Annotated in this window: 11 protein-coding genes; 4 read left to right on the top strand and 7 right to left on the bottom strand. The window is 67.5% G+C overall.

Annotated elements, in window-relative coordinates; genetic code table 11:
• Positions 1 to 446: 446 nt before the first annotated feature.
• Positions 447 to 2564 carry an amylo-alpha-1,6-glucosidase gene (locus DX912_RS17915; protein WP_115844946.1) on the bottom strand — a complete coding sequence of 706 codons (2118 nt, stop codon included), beginning with the start codon at positions 2562 to 2564 and terminating at the stop codon, positions 447 to 449.
• 80 nt (positions 2565 to 2644) lie between these two features.
• On the bottom strand, positions 2645 to 3703 hold the full coding sequence (locus DX912_RS17920) for a glycosyltransferase family 4 protein (protein WP_115844948.1): 1059 nt from the start codon (positions 3701 to 3703) through the stop codon (positions 2645 to 2647).
• A gap of 198 nt (positions 3704 to 3901) precedes the next feature.
• Here DX912_RS17920 and DX912_RS17925 point away from each other — a divergent pair, with 198 nt between their 5' ends.
• The 4 genes from DX912_RS17925 (at position 3902) to DX912_RS17940 (ending at position 8035) form a co-directional block, all read left to right on the top strand.
• The gene (locus DX912_RS17925; protein ID WP_115844950.1) at positions 3902 to 4783 is read left to right on the top strand and encodes an alpha/beta hydrolase family protein; all 882 of its coding nucleotides are present in this window, start codon (positions 3902 to 3904) and stop codon (positions 4781 to 4783) included.
• 736 nt (positions 4784 to 5519) lie between these two features.
• Positions 5520 to 6149, top strand: a complete 630-nt coding sequence (locus DX912_RS17930) for a hypothetical protein (protein WP_220340825.1) — start codon at positions 5520 to 5522, stop codon at positions 6147 to 6149.
• Positions 6150 to 6301: 152 nt separating this feature from the next.
• A complete protein-coding gene (locus tag DX912_RS17935) occupies positions 6302 to 6721 on the top strand; it encodes a VOC family protein (RefSeq protein WP_115844966.1) in 420 nt (139 codons plus the stop codon).
• A 60-nt stretch (positions 6722 to 6781) separates the two neighbouring features.
• A complete protein-coding gene (locus DX912_RS17940; RefSeq protein WP_115844954.1) occupies positions 6782 to 8035 on the top strand; it encodes a multidrug effflux MFS transporter in 1254 nt (417 codons plus the stop codon).
• Here DX912_RS17940 and DX912_RS17945 read toward each other — a convergent pair whose 3' ends face one another.
• The 5 genes from DX912_RS17945 to DX912_RS17965 form a co-directional block, all read right to left on the bottom strand.
• Positions 8036 to 9319: an amino acid permease gene (locus tag DX912_RS17945; protein WP_115844956.1), complete on the bottom strand. Its 1284-nt coding sequence runs from the start codon at positions 9317 to 9319 to the stop codon at positions 8036 to 8038.
• A 165-nt stretch (positions 9320 to 9484) separates the two neighbouring features.
• The gene (locus DX912_RS17950; protein WP_115844958.1) at positions 9485 to 10573 is read right to left on the bottom strand and encodes an aromatic ring-hydroxylating oxygenase subunit alpha; all 1089 of its coding nucleotides are present in this window, start codon (positions 10571 to 10573) and stop codon (positions 9485 to 9487) included.
• 55 nt (positions 10574 to 10628) lie between these two features.
• Positions 10629 to 12080: an amidohydrolase family protein gene (locus tag DX912_RS17955; protein ID WP_115844960.1), complete on the bottom strand. Its 1452-nt coding sequence runs from the start codon at positions 12078 to 12080 to the stop codon at positions 10629 to 10631.
• Between the two features lie 126 nt (positions 12081 to 12206).
• A complete protein-coding gene (locus tag DX912_RS17960) occupies positions 12207 to 14231 on the bottom strand; it encodes a M2 family metallopeptidase (RefSeq protein WP_115844962.1) in 2025 nt (674 codons plus the stop codon).
• Between the two features lie 290 nt (positions 14232 to 14521).
• Positions 14522 to 14959 (bottom strand): hypothetical protein (locus DX912_RS17965; protein ID WP_115844964.1); only part of this gene is annotated, 438 nt, incomplete at its 5' end.

A 14959-nucleotide genomic window follows, 5' to 3' on the forward strand; every position in this document is an offset into this window, starting at 1 on the left:
CCCGCCCTTCAGGGCGGAAGCTGTTGCTCGTGATGTTGATCTTGTTGTGCGGCTTTGGGCAGCCATTAGCAAAGCTGTAGCAACAGCATTCAAGCCAAGTGCAAAGCTTCCGCTCGTAAACGAGCGGGTTACTTTTGTTTCGGCAAAAGTAACCAAAACCATCTGCTCCTGACGCGAGCCGGCGCCGCTGCGCGTCGCCGGTCCCCTGCGCTCCTCACCAAAGAGGGGTCGTCGCCAAAACTCGCTGCGCTGCGCTCCGCTCAAACAGTTGGCGACTCTTCGCCCCTCTTTGGCTCCGGTGCTCGGCTCGCTTTAAGTCGCTGCAAAGGCGGAAGCAACAGCAACAGCAACGGCAACAGCTGCTCCAGCTTTCGCGGGGATGATGGTTATGCGGTTAACACGTTGCCGAAGCGGACTCGACCTGCATACCGGCCTTGGCCGGAGCGCTATCCCCGCACCCTCGCCACCACCCCCGCCGCATCCGGCCCCTCCACGAACACCGCCACGCGATCGGCCACGCGCTTGAGCACCAGGTGCGCGCGTCGCTCGCCAAGCGTCAGGTTGCGGATCGACAGTTCCTCGACACCCGCAGGCAGCCGCGGATGATCCAGCACGATTTCCGCGGAGGGTCCGTCGATCTCGATGCCCAGGCACGCCTGCAGCGACATGAATGCCGATCCCGCCGCCCAAGCCTGCGGCAGGCAGGCGACCGGGTACGCCACCGGCGCGCCGCCGGGCACCCGCGGGAATCCGCAGAACAGTTCCGGCAGGCGCATGTCGAAACCGACGGCGGCTTCGAACGCGGCACGCAGCAATCGCACCGACGCCTCGCGCTGGCCATAGCGCGCCAGGCCCGCCGCACACAGCGCGCTGTCGTGCGGCCACACCGAGCCGTTGTGGTACGACATCGGGTTGTAGCGCGCCTCGCCGACGGCGAGCGTGCGGATGCCCCAGCCGCTGAAGAAGTCCTGCGACATCAGTTGCGCCGACACCGCCTGCGCACGCGCGTGCTTCGGCAGGCCCATGTAGAGCAGGTGCCCCGGGTTGCTCGCGCGCACCGCGCACAACGCGTTCTCGCCATCGACCGCGATGCCGTAGAAGCCCGATTCCATCCAGAAGTGCTGCTCGACCGCTTCGGCGATGCGTTCCGAGCGCCACAGCCATTGCTTCGACGAGTCGTCCTCGCCCAGTGCCAGCGCCAGTCGCGACATGCCGCGCATCGCAGCGAAGACGTAACCCTGCACTTCGACCAGCGCGATTGGGCCTTGCGGCGAACGCCCATCGGCATGGAACACCGAGTCGAAACTGTCCTTCCAGCCCTGGTTCGCCAGCCCCGTCGCTTCACCACGCGCGTAATCGAGGAAGCCCAGCGGATTCGCGTCGCACACGCGTTCGATCCACGCTGCCGCGGCCTTGAGTTCGTTCCAGATGCTGCGGATGAAGTTGACGTCGCCGGTGCGGCGCGCGTATTCCGACGCGAGCACGAGGAACAGCGGCGTCGTGTCCACGCCGCCGTAGTACAGGCCGAAGGGGAGTTCGCGAAGACGCGCCATTTCGCCCTTGCGCGTCTCGTGCATGATCTTGCCCGGCGAGGCATCCATGAACGACGACTCTTCCTTCGCCTGGTTCTTCGCGAGGAAGGCGAGCACGCCGCGCGCGAGCTGCGGGTCCAGCCACAGCGTCTGCAGCGCGGTGATCACCGCATCGCGACCGAAGGGCGTGGAGAACCACGGAATGCCCGCGTACGGATACGGCCCGGTGTCGAGTTCGCTTGTCAGCAGCGCGAGGTCGGCGCGCGAACGTTCCATCCACGAATTGAACAGCGGCGCTTCGCTGCGCACGCGCGACAGCCGCCGCTGCCTGCGACGCATGCGCGTGCGCGCGACGCTCGCCGCGGCACGATAGCGCGAACGTGTGGCCGGCGGCGGGTCGTCGTCGGCGCTGACTTCCAGGTACAACTCGTCGCGCCCGCGCGGCGGCAGCGTGATGTCGAATGCGAGTCGCCCGTCGTCGAGGCGTTGCGGCGCGCGCGAGAACACGATCGACGCACGGCAGGGCGCACCGTCAAGTCCGACATAGCCGAAGGTCAGGCCGTCCTCGCGCGGATGCGGCGGCAGCTGCTGGCCGCGCGCCGCGCGATGCGTGCCGCGCACTTCGAACATGTCGCGGAAATCGGCATCGCAATCGAAGGCGAGGTGCAGGCGCACCGCGTCGGTGCCGTAGTTCGTCAGCGCCACGCGCTCGAACAACCGGTCCGCGCAGAGGAATCGCGTGCGCTTGATGTGCACCAGGCCATGCGGCGTGGCGTCGCCGCCGAGTGGCGGAAGCGCGCGATTGGTCAGGTGCGCGACGAAGAACACGTTGTCGCGCGAGACCATGGAACTCAGCAGCGCCGGCGCCGTGTCGCCGAGCGTGAGGCGGAAACGCGAGAGCACGCGCGTGTCGTTGTGGAACTGGCCGTCGCCTTCGCCGACGACGTCGCCCGAACCGTTCGCGATGAGGAACGTGTCGCCGTCCTTCAGGACGTAACTTGAGAACAAGGTCGCGGCAGCGGCGGGATCCATGGGTCAGCCCGTCGATGAAGTGGGGTGGAGCGGTGCGCCCTCCGTGGCGCGCGGCGTCGCTGGCGTGCGGCTGCCGTCGATCATGCGGTGAGGCGGATGCGCGTGCCGCCCTGTTCGAGCACGCGCCAGTACAGCTCGACGTAGCGGCGCGCCATCGCGGCGGACGAGAAGCGTTGTTCGAATCGCGCGCGGATGCGGCCGCGATCGTAGCGTGCGACGGCCTGCACGGCGTCCACGGCGTGGTCCATGTCGTCGACGATGACGCCGGTCACGCCGTGGTCGAGCACTTCCGGCACCGAGCCGCAGTTCCACGCGATCACCGGCGTGCCGCAGGCCATCGCCTCGATCATCACCAGGCCGAACGGTTCGGGCCAGTCGATCGGGAACAGCAGCGCGACCGCGCCGCCGAGGAAATCGCTCTTCTGCTCGTCGCTGATCTCGCCGATGTATTCCACGCCCGGCGTCGACAGCAGCGGCTCGATCTCGTCGTGGAAGTACGCGCGATCCACCGTGTCGACCTTCGCCGCGATGCGCAGCGGCAGGCCGGCGCGGCGCGCGATCTCGATTGCTCGATCGACGCGTTTTTCCGGCGAGATGCGGCCCAGGAAGGCCAGATATCCACCGCGCGGCGTCGGGCTGAACGCGTACTGCTCCGGCGGCATGCCGTGGTACACCGTGCCCGCCCAGTTCGCCGACGGGATCGGCCGGCGCTGGTGGTCGGAGATCGACGCAAGCGGGAATTGCGGCCAGCACGCATACGCTTCCGGAAGATCCTTCAGGTCCAGCCGACCGTGCAGCGTGGTCAGCGTGCGCCACGGCATGTCCTGAAAGAACGGGAAATGCAGCAGGTCGATGTGGAAGTGCAGGATGTCGAACTCGTCGGCGCGCTGTCGCACTTCGTCGAGCATCGCCAGGTGCGCGGCGAGGTCGCTCTTCAGCGGCGCGGGATCGAGCCGGATGGCCTGGTCGCGCATCGGCGCGAGCGTCGCCCGCGTGTTCGCGTCACCGGCGGCGAACAAAGTGACGTCATGTCCGGCCTGGACAAGTGCGTCGGAGAGGTGTGCCACGACCCGTTCGGTGCCCCCGTACAGCTTCGGCGGGACCGCTTCGTACAAGGGTGAAATCTGCGCGATCTTCATGGGTTCGGTTTCTGAGGGACGCCGTCGCCGCTCGGGGAGCGCGCATGAATGGGCGCGTCCCCGGCCTGCTCGTGCTGGCTAGGCACTGACCTTATGACGCCGTTCTTCAAGGCCGCGTGATGCAAAGTCGCGATGCCATGGAGGCGCGCCGGCGGCTCGCCGACGAGGGGATCACGAGCCCGGCGCGACGATCCGGCCATGAACGAGGCGAGCATCGACAGCGAGCGGTCGTGCGCCGAAGCGGTCTCGGCACAGGCCGCTTCGCCGGTGGAAGTACGCGTGGCATCGCGGCGCATCCGCGTCGACGACGACCACTTCTGCGCGACGCTGGCAGTGCCGCAGCCCGCGCTGCCGGCGGTGATCTTCGTGCACGGCTGGAACGGGACGCAGGAGTTCGATTTGGGGCACGTGCGCGACGCGGTCGCGGTCGGTTGCGTGGTGCTGGCCGTCGACCTGCGCGGACACGATCGCGACGACCCGCGCCATGAACGCGTGACGCGTGAAGACAACCTGCGCGACCTGCTCGCCGCCTACGACTGCATCGTCGCGCGTGACGATGTCGATGAGCGCGCGATCGCCGTCGTCGGTTTCAGTTACGGCGCTTACCTCGCGACGTTGTTGACCGCGCAACGTCGCGTGCAATGGCTCGCGCTGCGCGCGCCCGCGCTGTATCCCGACGAGGGCTGGAACGTGCCCAAGCACGAACTGGAAGCGCGCGTCGCGCTGGACGAGTACCGCCGGCAGATACAGCCGCCCGACGGCAACCGCGCGTTGACAGCGTTGACGCAGTTCCGCGGCGACGTGCTGCTGGTGTCCTCGCAGCACGATCAGGTGTTGCCGCAGCCGGTCGCCGAAAGCTTCCGTGGCGCACTGGTGCGTGCGTCGTCGATCACCACGCGAACGATCGCCGGTGCGGATCACGAGTTGTCGCATCCCGATGCGAAGCGCGCATGGGCCGACCTGCTGCAGGACTGGCTCACGGCGATGATCGGTGGCGCGCGGCGGCAGGCCGTAGTCGCGGCATTGGAAGTGCGGCACGAGACCGTGGAAGGAGCTGGGGATCCGCACGACGAGGCTTAGGTGTGGACGCCTGCCCACACCGGCGCCCGTTACGGAGCCGGTCGCGAGTAGTGCAGGCTCACGCGCCCGTCCTGGTGCCTCACCCACGACTCTTTTTGCCTGGCGCGGGAGTCTCGAAGCCTGGCGCGCGAAGGTGGCGAACCTCGCACGCCAGGCAAGAAGCGTGGTGCGCCAGTCTTCGCGCCTCGGGCGCGAATCGCAGAGCCTGGCCCGTGAGGCTCAAAGACTGACGAGCGAGGCTCAAAGACTGGCAAGCGAGGCTCAGGGACTGACGAGCGAGGCTCAGGGACTGACGACCGAGGCTCAGGGACTGACGACCGAGGCTCAGAGACTGACGAGCGCCCATCGATATGCCGCGAGCCAGCCAGCGCATTTCGGTCGATTTCCAAGGCGAATCAACGTCGCCTAGTGCAGTGTGCACCTAGGAACAATCCGAAAAAGTCGCGCGCAACCCCGCGTAGAGCAGCTTCCGACAACGATTTGGCCAACCCGTAGAAAACTCTCATATAAGCAAAAGTCTCAGATCGCGAGCATCACCTCCGTTGCGAAGCGCACCGCGCCCAACGTCCTTTCCTTACCGAGGTGATGTCATGAACAAGATCTACCGCAGCTGTACACGACCAACCAGAACGTCGCGCAGAACACGGCCGACATCACCTCGCTGGGCGGCCGCGTCACCACGGCCGAAGGCAACATTTCGACCATCAACACGAACGTCACCAACCTCGGTGGCCGCGTGACGACCGCCGAAAGCAACATCACCAACCTGCAGAACACGGTCAACAACATCAGCAGCGGTTCCGCCGGCCTGGTGCAGCAGTCGGCCGCCGGCGCCAACCTCACGGTGGGCAAGGGCACGGACGGCGCGGCGGTGGACTTCGCCGACAAGAACGGCACGGCGCGCAAGCTGCTGAAGGTCGCTGCGGGCACGGTTGCCTCGGGCAGCACGGACGCCGTCAACGGCGGGCAGCTGTACACGACCAACCAGGCTGTGGCGCAGAACACCGCCGCCATCTCCACGCTGGACGGCCGCGTCACCACGAACGAAGGTGACATCAGCACGCTGAAGACCGACGTGACGACGGGCATGGACAAGCTGTCGAATGAAATGGCGAAGCAGGACGGCCGCATCAGCTCGCAGGGTGCGATGTCGATGGCTGAAGCGCAGATGGCCTCCGGTGCCGCCGCGGCCGCGGTGGGCAATCCGAACGGCGCGTGGTCGGTCGGCCTGGGATCCGAGCAGGGCCACGGCGCGATCTCCGCCGGCTATGCCAAGCCGGTCGGCCGGAAGAGCCAGATCAGCTTCGGCGCGGCGTTCGGCGGCGACGACCACTCGATCGGCGTGGGCTTCGCACACAAGCTGTAAGCGGCACGGAGGCATGGGCGCCTCAGGGACGAGGCCATCGGAGGGACGGAGCGGGCGACGCTTCGTCCTTTCGTGCGTCCGGTCGCGCGAATCGGCGCGTCCGGCAAACGGAGCCGGCTGTATCCTGAGCGCCCGCGCGCAGGATGCCGCCGATGCCGTCACCGCCGTTCCAGTTGCAGCAGATCGACCACGTCGTGCTGCGGGTTCGCGATGTCGCCGGGATGGTGGCGTTCTACTGCGATGTGCTGGGCTGCACCGTCGAACGCCGGCAGGAGGCCATCGGCCTGATCCAGCTTCGCGCCGGCGCCAGCCTGATCGACCTGGTCGACGTGGACGGCACGCTGGGCCGCAAGGGCGGCGCCGCGCCGGGCCAGGAAGGCCACAACATGGACCACCTCTGCCTGCGCGTCGAACCGTTCGACGTGGACGCGATCGTCGCCCACCTCTCCGCGCACGGCGTACGCGTCGCGGAGTTCGGTTCGCGTTACGGCGCGGAGGGCGAGGGCCCATCGCAATACCTGTACGACCCCGAAGGCAACCTCGTCGAGTTGAAAGGCCCGCCGGACGCCTGACCGTCACACATGCGGGCGCGATCGCGTCCGTGTTCGCAAGAATCGAATTCCACCGAGCCGATGCCCACGCAACCCGCCACGCTGTCCATTCCCGTCCGCCGCCTCGCCCTGCTGCTGGGCGGACTGGCGATGTTCGGACCGTTCTCGATCGACACGATCTTCCCTGCGTTCCCGGCCATCGGCGCGCAGTTCGGTGCCGACAAGCTCGCGATGCAGCAGACGATCAGCGTGTACCTGGTCGCCTACGCGCTCATGAGCATCGTGCACGGGCCGCTGTCGGATGCGATCGGGCGCCGGCGCGTGATCCTCGGCGGATTGATCGTGTTCGCCATCGCCTCGGTCGGCTGCGCGCTGTCGAAGGACCTGACAACGCTGCTTGCGTTCCGCGCGTTGCAGGGCCTCTCGTCCGGCGTGGGCCTGATCGTCGGCCGCGCGGTGATTCGCGACGTGCTGCACGGCGACGACGCGCAGCGGCTGATGAGCCAGGTGTCGATGATCTTCGGCGTCGCGCCCGCGCTGGCACCGGTGATCGGCGGCTGGATCCTCGGTGTCGCGCACTGGCCGGCGATCTTCTGGTTCCTGGTCGCGTTCTCGATCGTGCTGATCGTCGCGACGTGGCGCGCGTTGCCGGAAACGCATCCCCCGCAGGCGCGCCTGCCACTGGCGCCGAAACGTTTGTTGCGCGATTACGTGGCCATCATCGTCAATCCGCGTTTCCAGCGCCTGTCCGCCGCGGCGGCATTCAACTTCGCCGCGCTGTGGGTGTACATCGCGTCGGCGCCGGCGTTCGTGCTCGATATCCTCAAGCTCAGCGAGCGCGAGTTCGGCTGGTTCTTCGTGCCGATGATCAGCGGCATGATCCTGGGCGCGTTCGTGTCCGGCCGCAGCGCGGGCAAGGTGAGTGGCGCGAAGCTGGTGTCGATCGGTTTCGCGTGCTCGGCCGTCGCCATGGCGATCAACCTCGGCTACAACCTGCTCACCGACGCGCCCAAGGTGCCGTGGGCGGTGTTGCCGATGATGCTCAACGCGTTCGGCATCGCGCTGGTGTTCCCGATCGTGACGCTTGCGATCCTCGACATGTACCCGCGCCAGCGCGGCTCGGCGTCGTCGCTGCAAGCCTTCACCGGACTGGTGCTCAATGCGGCGATCGCCGGCGTGCTTTCGCCGCTGATCAGCGACCACGCGCTGTGGCTGATCGCCACCGCCATCGCGTTCCTGACGATCGCGTTCGGCTTCTGGCGCTGGGAAGCGCGCGTGTCGCGGATGCGTTCGGGCAACGGGGCGACGCAGACCGTCCCCGGCGAAACGCTGTAATCAGCCGCTGGCCGCGACGCGGCGCCGGCGCATCCACGCATACAGCGGGAAACCGGCGAGGATCAGCACCGCGCCCCACGCGAGCGCTTCGGTGCCGATGCCGAACATCGCGTACAGGCTGTACCCCAGCGCCAGTGCTGCGAGCGTGCGGCTCACCGCGCCGGTGCCGCGCACCAGCCACGCGGCGCTGCTCACGACGTACGGCAGCAGCGTGGCGGCGGTCGAGAGCAGGATCGAGAACGTGAACACCTGCACCAGCGACCGACTGTAGTTCGCCGCGACGAGCGCGCTGGCGAGCACGCTGCTCACGATCACGCCGACCACCGGCGTGCCGCCCTTGTCGAGCTTGGTGAACGAGGCCGGGAAGAGGCCGTCGCGCGCGGCGGCGAGCGGCAGCTGCGCCGATAGCAGGATCCAGCCGTTGAGCGCGCCGAAGCAGGAAATCGCCATGACGACGGCGAGCGTCACGCCCGCGGCCGGACCCCAGAGCGAACGTGCGGCATCGGCCATCGGCGCCTGCGACTGCGCGAGCACTTCGCGCGGCAACAGGCCGAGCACCGCCGTGCAGGCGAGGATCGTCGCCACGCCCGCAAGCAGCGCGCCCAGCACCGTCGCGCGCGGCACCGTCGCCTGCGCGTTCTCCGTCGAGCCGGCGGGCACCGTCGCCGCTTCCAGCCCCAGCATCGCCCACAGCGTCAATGCGACGGTGGCGTTGGCGACGTGCGGCAGGCTGTCGGTGGTCGGGTTGAACGGCGTGTAGTGCTTCGCATCGACGAACCACATCGCGACCAGGCCGAAGAGCAGCAGTGGCAGCAGCTTCAGCACCGTAGTGATCAGCTGCAGGCCGCCGGCTTCGCGCAGGCCGATGAGGTTCACCCCGCTGCACAGCCACAGCGCGCCGAGCGCACAGATCGCCGCGCGCAGCGGCGTGGCGGTGAGCGCGGGGAAGATCGCGCCGATGCTCCCGGCAAAGGCGACTGCGATGGCGGCCGTGGCGCACCAGATCGAAATCCAGTAGCTCCACGCGATGACGAAGCCCGGCAGTTCGCCGAACGCGTTGCGCGCGAACACGTACGGGCCGCCGGTCTGCGGCCAGCGCATCGCCAGTCGCGCGAAGGTGATCGCCAGCAGCATCGCGCCGGCGAGCGTGATGCCCCAGCCGAGCAGGCTCGCTGCGCCAAACGGCGCGAGCGCCGCCGGCAGCAGGAACGCACCGGAGCCGATCATGCTGCCGACCACGAGCGCGGTGGCGGACCAGAAGCCGAGAGGGCGGGTTTGGGTCATGGGTGGTGTGCTGGTCGAGGTCGGGGACGCCGAAGGGCAGGGCGGCGCGTCGCTTTTGAGTCGTCATCCCCGCGAAGCGGGGATCCATCTGTCCGATGTGGCTCTGCTTTCAGGAAACTTGACGCGCTGAAGTGTGGATTCCCGCCTTCGCGGGAATGACGGCATTTACCCCCCATCCGCCCGATACACCGCCCGCAACAGCTCATGGAAGTGGTGCACCGCGTTCTCGCGCAGCGGGTTCAACCGTCCGGGTTCGTATGATCCCGACGACAGCCCACGCTGCACGTCCTCGCAGATCGTCAGGTCTTCCAGCTGCACTTCGTCGCTGAAATCGCGGTCGGCCTCGCGGCGCTGGTGCGCTTCGTCGCTGTCGTCCATCGCGTAGTAGAAGTCGAACTCGACGCGGCACCGGTCGACGCCCTTCGGCACCACGCGGTTGGTCTGCAGGCGCCCGGGCAGGATGTTGAGCATCGTGTTCGGCCACAGCCAGTAGTACAGCGCGTCGCCGTCGCCATAGAGCCCGTCGCCGCTTTCCAGCGGGCTGAACTGGTACGAATACCACTGCGCCGTTTCGGTGATGTAGCTGCGGTAATCGAGCAGCTTGTTCAATCCCGGATGGATGTGCGGGACGTGGTAGCCCTCGAGGTAGTTGTCGACGTAGACCTTCCAGTTGCACGCGACGTCGTAGCCGACGCGGCGATGGTGGCCGTAGCGTTCGAGATGGCGGTTCGCGCCGAGTCGCGCGTCGATGCCCTCGACGAACGCGTCGAAGTCCGGCGCGCGTGCTTCATCGACCGCCGCGAATACCATCCCCTGCCACACGCGCACGGCCAGCTGCGGCAGGCGGATCTCGCCGGGCACGAAGTCCGGCGCGGAGCCCATTTCCGGCGCGGAACGCAGGACGCCGTCCAGTGTGTACGTCCAGCCGTGGTAGCGGCAGCGGAGCGACTTGGCGGCCAGGCCGTCGCAGCTGGCGATCGGCCCGGCGCGATGGCGGCAGACGTTGTGGAAAACGCGGATCTCGCCGTCCGCGCCGCGCACCGCGATCACCGGCAGCCCGGCGAAATCGCCGACGACGTGGTCGCCGGCGTCCTTCAGCTGGCACACGTGCGCGAGCAGCTGCCAGCCTGCGTCGAAGATCGCGCGGCGATCCAGTGCCGGCATCGCCGCGTCCACGTAGTAGCGCGGGGGCAGGGCGGTGGCGTGGTCGAGCGGCTGCGGTGCGAGGTCGGAGAGGCGGTCGGCGCGGTTCATGCGCGCAGGGTACGACCGCCCCTGCCATTGGGGAAGCGCCGGCGTGCGGCGGCGATCAGGGCTTCGTCGACGCCGCGGCGGCCTGCTGCGCCGCAACGCGGCGTTCAACGTCGGCCAGCATCGCGTCGAGGTCGGCGCGGTCATGCACCTGCCCGCGCTGCACCACCGCGTGGATCCGGCGCGTGGCGTCGATGTCGCGCAGCGGGTCCGCGTCGAGCAGCACGACGTCGGCGACCTTGCCCGCCTGCAGCGTGCCGTATTCATCCGCGTGGCCGAGGAAGCGCGCGCCGTTGATCGTCGCCGCCTGCAGCGCCTGCGTCGGCGTCAGGCCGTAATGAACGAGCCAGCCCAGTTCCTGGTGCAGGCCGATGCCGGGGTAGTTGTAGGAGTTGAGGAAGCCCGCGTCCGTACCGGCGAGGATCGTCATGCCGGCCTTCTGCATCATCGGCAGCACGCCCGCGCTGGTCTCGAAGCGCTCGTGGCGACGCGCGACGGCCTGCGCGTCGTCCTTCGCCGCGCGTTCGACGCGCCAGGTGTAGGTGGCCTGCAAACCGGGGCCGATGTACTTCAGGTACGGATCGCGCTTGTGGTCGTCCTGGTCGAGGTAGGTCACCACGCGGCTGCCGTTGATCGTCGGCGTGATCGCGGTGCCATGCCTGGCGAGGTTGCGGTAGGCCGCCCTCGCACGCGCGGGATCGAAGGTGGCGTTCCATTGCGTCCACGCATCGCGGCTGTTGATCTCGCCCCTGGCGATCTTCCCGCCGAGCGATTTCTCCAGCGGGGAGCCGGCCTTGTAGGCGTAGTCGAAGTGTTCGATCGAATCCAGGCCCGCCGCGCTCACTTCTTCGAGCGTGAGCGAATACGGCACGTGCGCGGAGGTCTTCATGCCGCGACGGTCGGCTTCCTTCACCGCAGCGAGAAACAGCTCCGGCGACAGCGTGTTGTCGGTGATCTTGACGAAGTCGACCTTCCAGCCCTGCAACTGATCGAGCGCTGCATTGAGTTCAGCCGTATTGCCAATCTCGATGTCGCCCGGCCAGATCGACTTGTAGCCTTCGAGCTTCGGGCCGGAGGTGAAGATGCGCGGGCCGGCGAGCTCGCCCTTGCTCACCTGGTCGCGCCACTGCAGCACGCTCGGGCTCAGATCGCCCGCGCAGTCGCGCACCGCGGTGATGCCGTGCGCGAGGTAGAGCGGAAGCAGGTTGCGGTTTTCCTCGATCAACTTGTCGCCGCCGCCGAAATGCACGTGCATGTCCCACAGGCCCGGGATGGCGAACTTGCCCTGCGCGTCGACGACCTGCGACGCCTCGTATCGCTTTGCCTGCTTCGCATCGGCGATGGCGAGGATATGTCCATCGCGAACGGCGATCGTGCGATGCGGCTGGAGTTTTCCGGAGACGACGTCGACGACGGTGGCGTCGCGGATGAGCAGGTCGACGCGTTCGGCGGCGTTCGTGGCGAACGGCAGCGTGGCGGCGATGGCGAGGAAAATCAGGTGCTTGTTCATCCCGTCACCATACGCGCGCCGCGGTGGCGTCCGCGCTACGCAGGTTGGCGGGAATGCCGCGCGATGTCGCAAAAAAGAAAACGGCCGACAGGGCCGGCCGTTTCCTTTGCGCGTTCAGGACGAAACTCAGCCCTGCTTCGGCGCTTCCTGCTTCGACGGTTCGACGGGCGCCGTCGCGGGCGCGGGCGCAGCGGCGGTCGCATCCGCCTGCCAGCCGCAGGTCTTGCCTTCGTTCTGCTGCTTCAGCCAGGTCTGCAGCGGGCCGAAGTATTCCAGCACCGCCGAGGCGTCCATCTGCTCGCCGCCGGTGAGTTCCTTCAGCGTCTTCTGCCACGGCTGGCTCGCGCCCTTGCTGAGCATCGCCTGGAAGCGCGCGCCGGCTTCCTTGTTGCCGTAGAAGCTGCACTCGTGCAGCGGGCCCTTGTAGCCCGACGCGTCGCACAGCGCCTTGTAGAACTGGAACTGCAGCACGTGCGCGAAGAAGTAACGCGTGTACGGCGTGTTGCCCGGCACGTGGTACTTCGCACCGGCGTCGAAGAACTCCTCGCCGCGGGCCGTCGAAGGCGCCACGCCCTGGTACTTCGCCTTCAGTTCCCACCACGCCTTGTTGTAGTCGGCCGGCTTGATCGAGCCGTCAAACACGCCCCAGCGCCAGCGGTCGATCATCAGGCCGAACGGCAGGAACGCGACTTTCGCCAGCGCCATGCGCATCTGCGCGTTGACCACCGCTTCGTCGCTGACCTGCTGCTCGCCGGCCAGGCCGATCGACTGCAGGTACTTCGGCGTCATCGACAGCACGATCGTGTCGCCGATGGCTTCATGGAAGCCGTCGTGCGCGCCCTGCTGGAACAGCGGCGGCAGCTTGTTGTACGCCAGGTAGTAATAGACGTGGCCGAGCTCGTGGTAGATCGTCGTGAAATCTTCCTCGTTCGGCTTGATGCACATCTTGATGCGCACGTCGCCGGCCATGTTCATGTCCCATGCGCTGGCGTGGCAGACCACGTCGCGATCACGCGGCTTGATGAACTGCGTGTGCGTCCAGTAGCTCTCCGGCAGCTTCTGCATGCCCAGCGAGGTGTAGAAATCCTGCGCGCGCTCGCTCATCAGCTTGGCCGAGGCGAGGCGGGCGTCCTGCTCCAGCTGCGCCAGTTCCGCCGGCGCGCGCTTGCCCGGGTTCTTGGCGAGCATCGCGTCGTGCGTGGCGCGGTACTGCGATTCCAGCGCGGTGGTGATCTCCGGAACGCTGGCGTTCGGATACGGCGCCAGGATGTCCCACAGGTTGCCCCAGTCCTGCTGCCACATGTTGCCCATCAGGTGCGCGGGCAGCATGTTGCCGGCGACGTGGCCGCGGTCGGTGCCGTACTTCGCTTCAAGGCGCGTGCGCGCATAGCAGTGCAGCTGTTCGTACAGCGGCTTGACCTGGCCCCAGAGGCGGTCGGTTTCGGTCGCCATTTCGGCCGGCGTCATGTCGTAGCCCGAACGCCACATCTCGCCGGTGTCGGCGAAGCCCATGTCGCGCGCGCCCTGGTTCACCAGTTCGACGAAACGCGTGTAATCGCCGCGCATCGGCTTGGAGATGGTGTGCCAGCCCTGCCACGCCTGCAGCTGCTCGTCGTAGTCGCGGCTGGTGCGCAGCACGTCTTCCAGATCGCCCAGCTGGCGGCACTGCTTCGCGTCGCCTTCGCCGGTGCAGTAGGTGCCGGCGCCGTACATGCCTTCCAGGCGCGTGGCGATCTTGGTCAGTTCTTCCAGCTTGGCCGGATCCTTCGGCGGCGGCATCGCGGTGCCGAGCTTGAGCAGCTGGATCGCGCGCGCCGTTTCCGGCGACATCTGCTGGCCTTCGAAACGCTTGGCCTGTTCGATCCAGTTGTTGAGCTGGGCGAGGTAGCGCTCGTTGGCCTTGGCCGACAGCAGCTGGCTGTCGTCGTTGATGTAGGTCGAGGACAGCCACTGCGCGGCGGTCATCTCCGGATACATCTTCCGGTACTCATCATTCACCCGGGCGATGAACTGGTCGGCGGTCTCGCCGGCCGGCGCGGTGGTCGGCGCTCCGGTGGTCGTGGTGGTCGGGGTCGGTTCCTTCTTGCAACCGCCCAGGCCGATCGCGGCCGCGGTGATGCTGAGCGCGAGGAGCGCGCGTACGGGTTTCATGATGGCTCTCTCCGGAGTGAACTGCCCGCCAGACGGCGGCCCCGGAAGGCTAGAGGCGGCGCGGGACGGGCGCAAGGGAAGGAAGATTGGTGCGGTGCAGCGCGGAATGGTCGGCGCGTGTGGGATGGATCAGGCGAGCCCTCCCTGACGTCATCCCGGCGAACGCCGGGACCCAGGCCATCAGGCCATCAGTTCGGAGGGCGGCGTCGACAAGGTGAAATCCCTGTCGCCACGAAGAAAACCGTTAAAGGCACTGGGTCCCCGCTTTCGCGGGGATGACGGCAGAAATGTCAGACGGGCACGTTGAGCGAACGCGTTGCCGAATCGGCCAGGCCGCGCACATGCAGCCATTCCCATGCCGCATCGGAATCGCGTTCGAAATACGCCTTCGCCGAACCCAGGCGGAACGTGTAGCCCCAGCCGTCCATGTCGGCGAGCACGCGTTCGCGTCCGACGCCCGGCAGCGCATCGCCGAGCAGCGCCTGCAGCACGCACACGGCGTCTTCTTCCTCGATCGAATCGGTGGCGTCGGTGTGCACCTGCGCGCGGCGTTCGGGCGGCAGGACGATCAGGTGCGCGGCTTCGTGCAGCAGCGAATGCACCGGCGTGTCGCCGCGCGCGTAGACGTTGTGTCCGATCAGCCCCGCTTCGCATTCGCCCCAGTAGCTGCCGGGGATCGCCTCGCCATCCGCGATGCGATGCAGCGCGAGGCCGTAGCGCGCGAGCAG

This window comes from Lysobacter soli, from assembly GCF_003382285.1.
Classification (GTDB): Bacteria; Pseudomonadota; Gammaproteobacteria; order Xanthomonadales; family Xanthomonadaceae; genus Lysobacter_J; species Lysobacter_J soli.

Bases quoted from the DNA above. Each gene is read 5' to 3' on its own strand.
- DX912_RS17915 (WP_115844946.1), bottom strand. From the start codon at position 2,564: ATGGATCCCGCCGCTGCCGCGACCTTGTTCTCAAGTTACGTCCTGAAG.
- DX912_RS17920 (WP_115844948.1), bottom strand. From the start codon at position 3,703: ATGAAGATCGCGCAGATTTCACCCTTGTACGAAGCGGTCCCGCCGAAG.
- DX912_RS17925 (WP_115844950.1), top strand. From the start codon at position 3,902: ATGAACGAGGCGAGCATCGACAGCGAGCGGTCGTGCGCCGAAGCGGTC.
- DX912_RS17935 (WP_115844966.1), top strand. From the start codon at position 6,302: ATGCCGTCACCGCCGTTCCAGTTGCAGCAGATCGACCACGTCGTGCTG.
- DX912_RS17940 (WP_115844954.1), top strand. From the start codon at position 6,782: ATGCCCACGCAACCCGCCACGCTGTCCATTCCCGTCCGCCGCCTCGCC.
- DX912_RS17945 (WP_115844956.1), bottom strand. From the start codon at position 9,319: ATGACCCAAACCCGCCCTCTCGGCTTCTGGTCCGCCACCGCGCTCGTG.
- DX912_RS17950 (WP_115844958.1), bottom strand. From the start codon at position 10,573: ATGAACCGCGCCGACCGCCTCTCCGACCTCGCACCGCAGCCGCTCGAC.
- DX912_RS17955 (WP_115844960.1), bottom strand. From the start codon at position 12,080: ATGAACAAGCACCTGATTTTCCTCGCCATCGCCGCCACGCTGCCGTTC.
- DX912_RS17960 (WP_115844962.1), bottom strand. From the start codon at position 14,231: ATGAAACCCGTACGCGCGCTCCTCGCGCTCAGCATCACCGCGGCCGCG.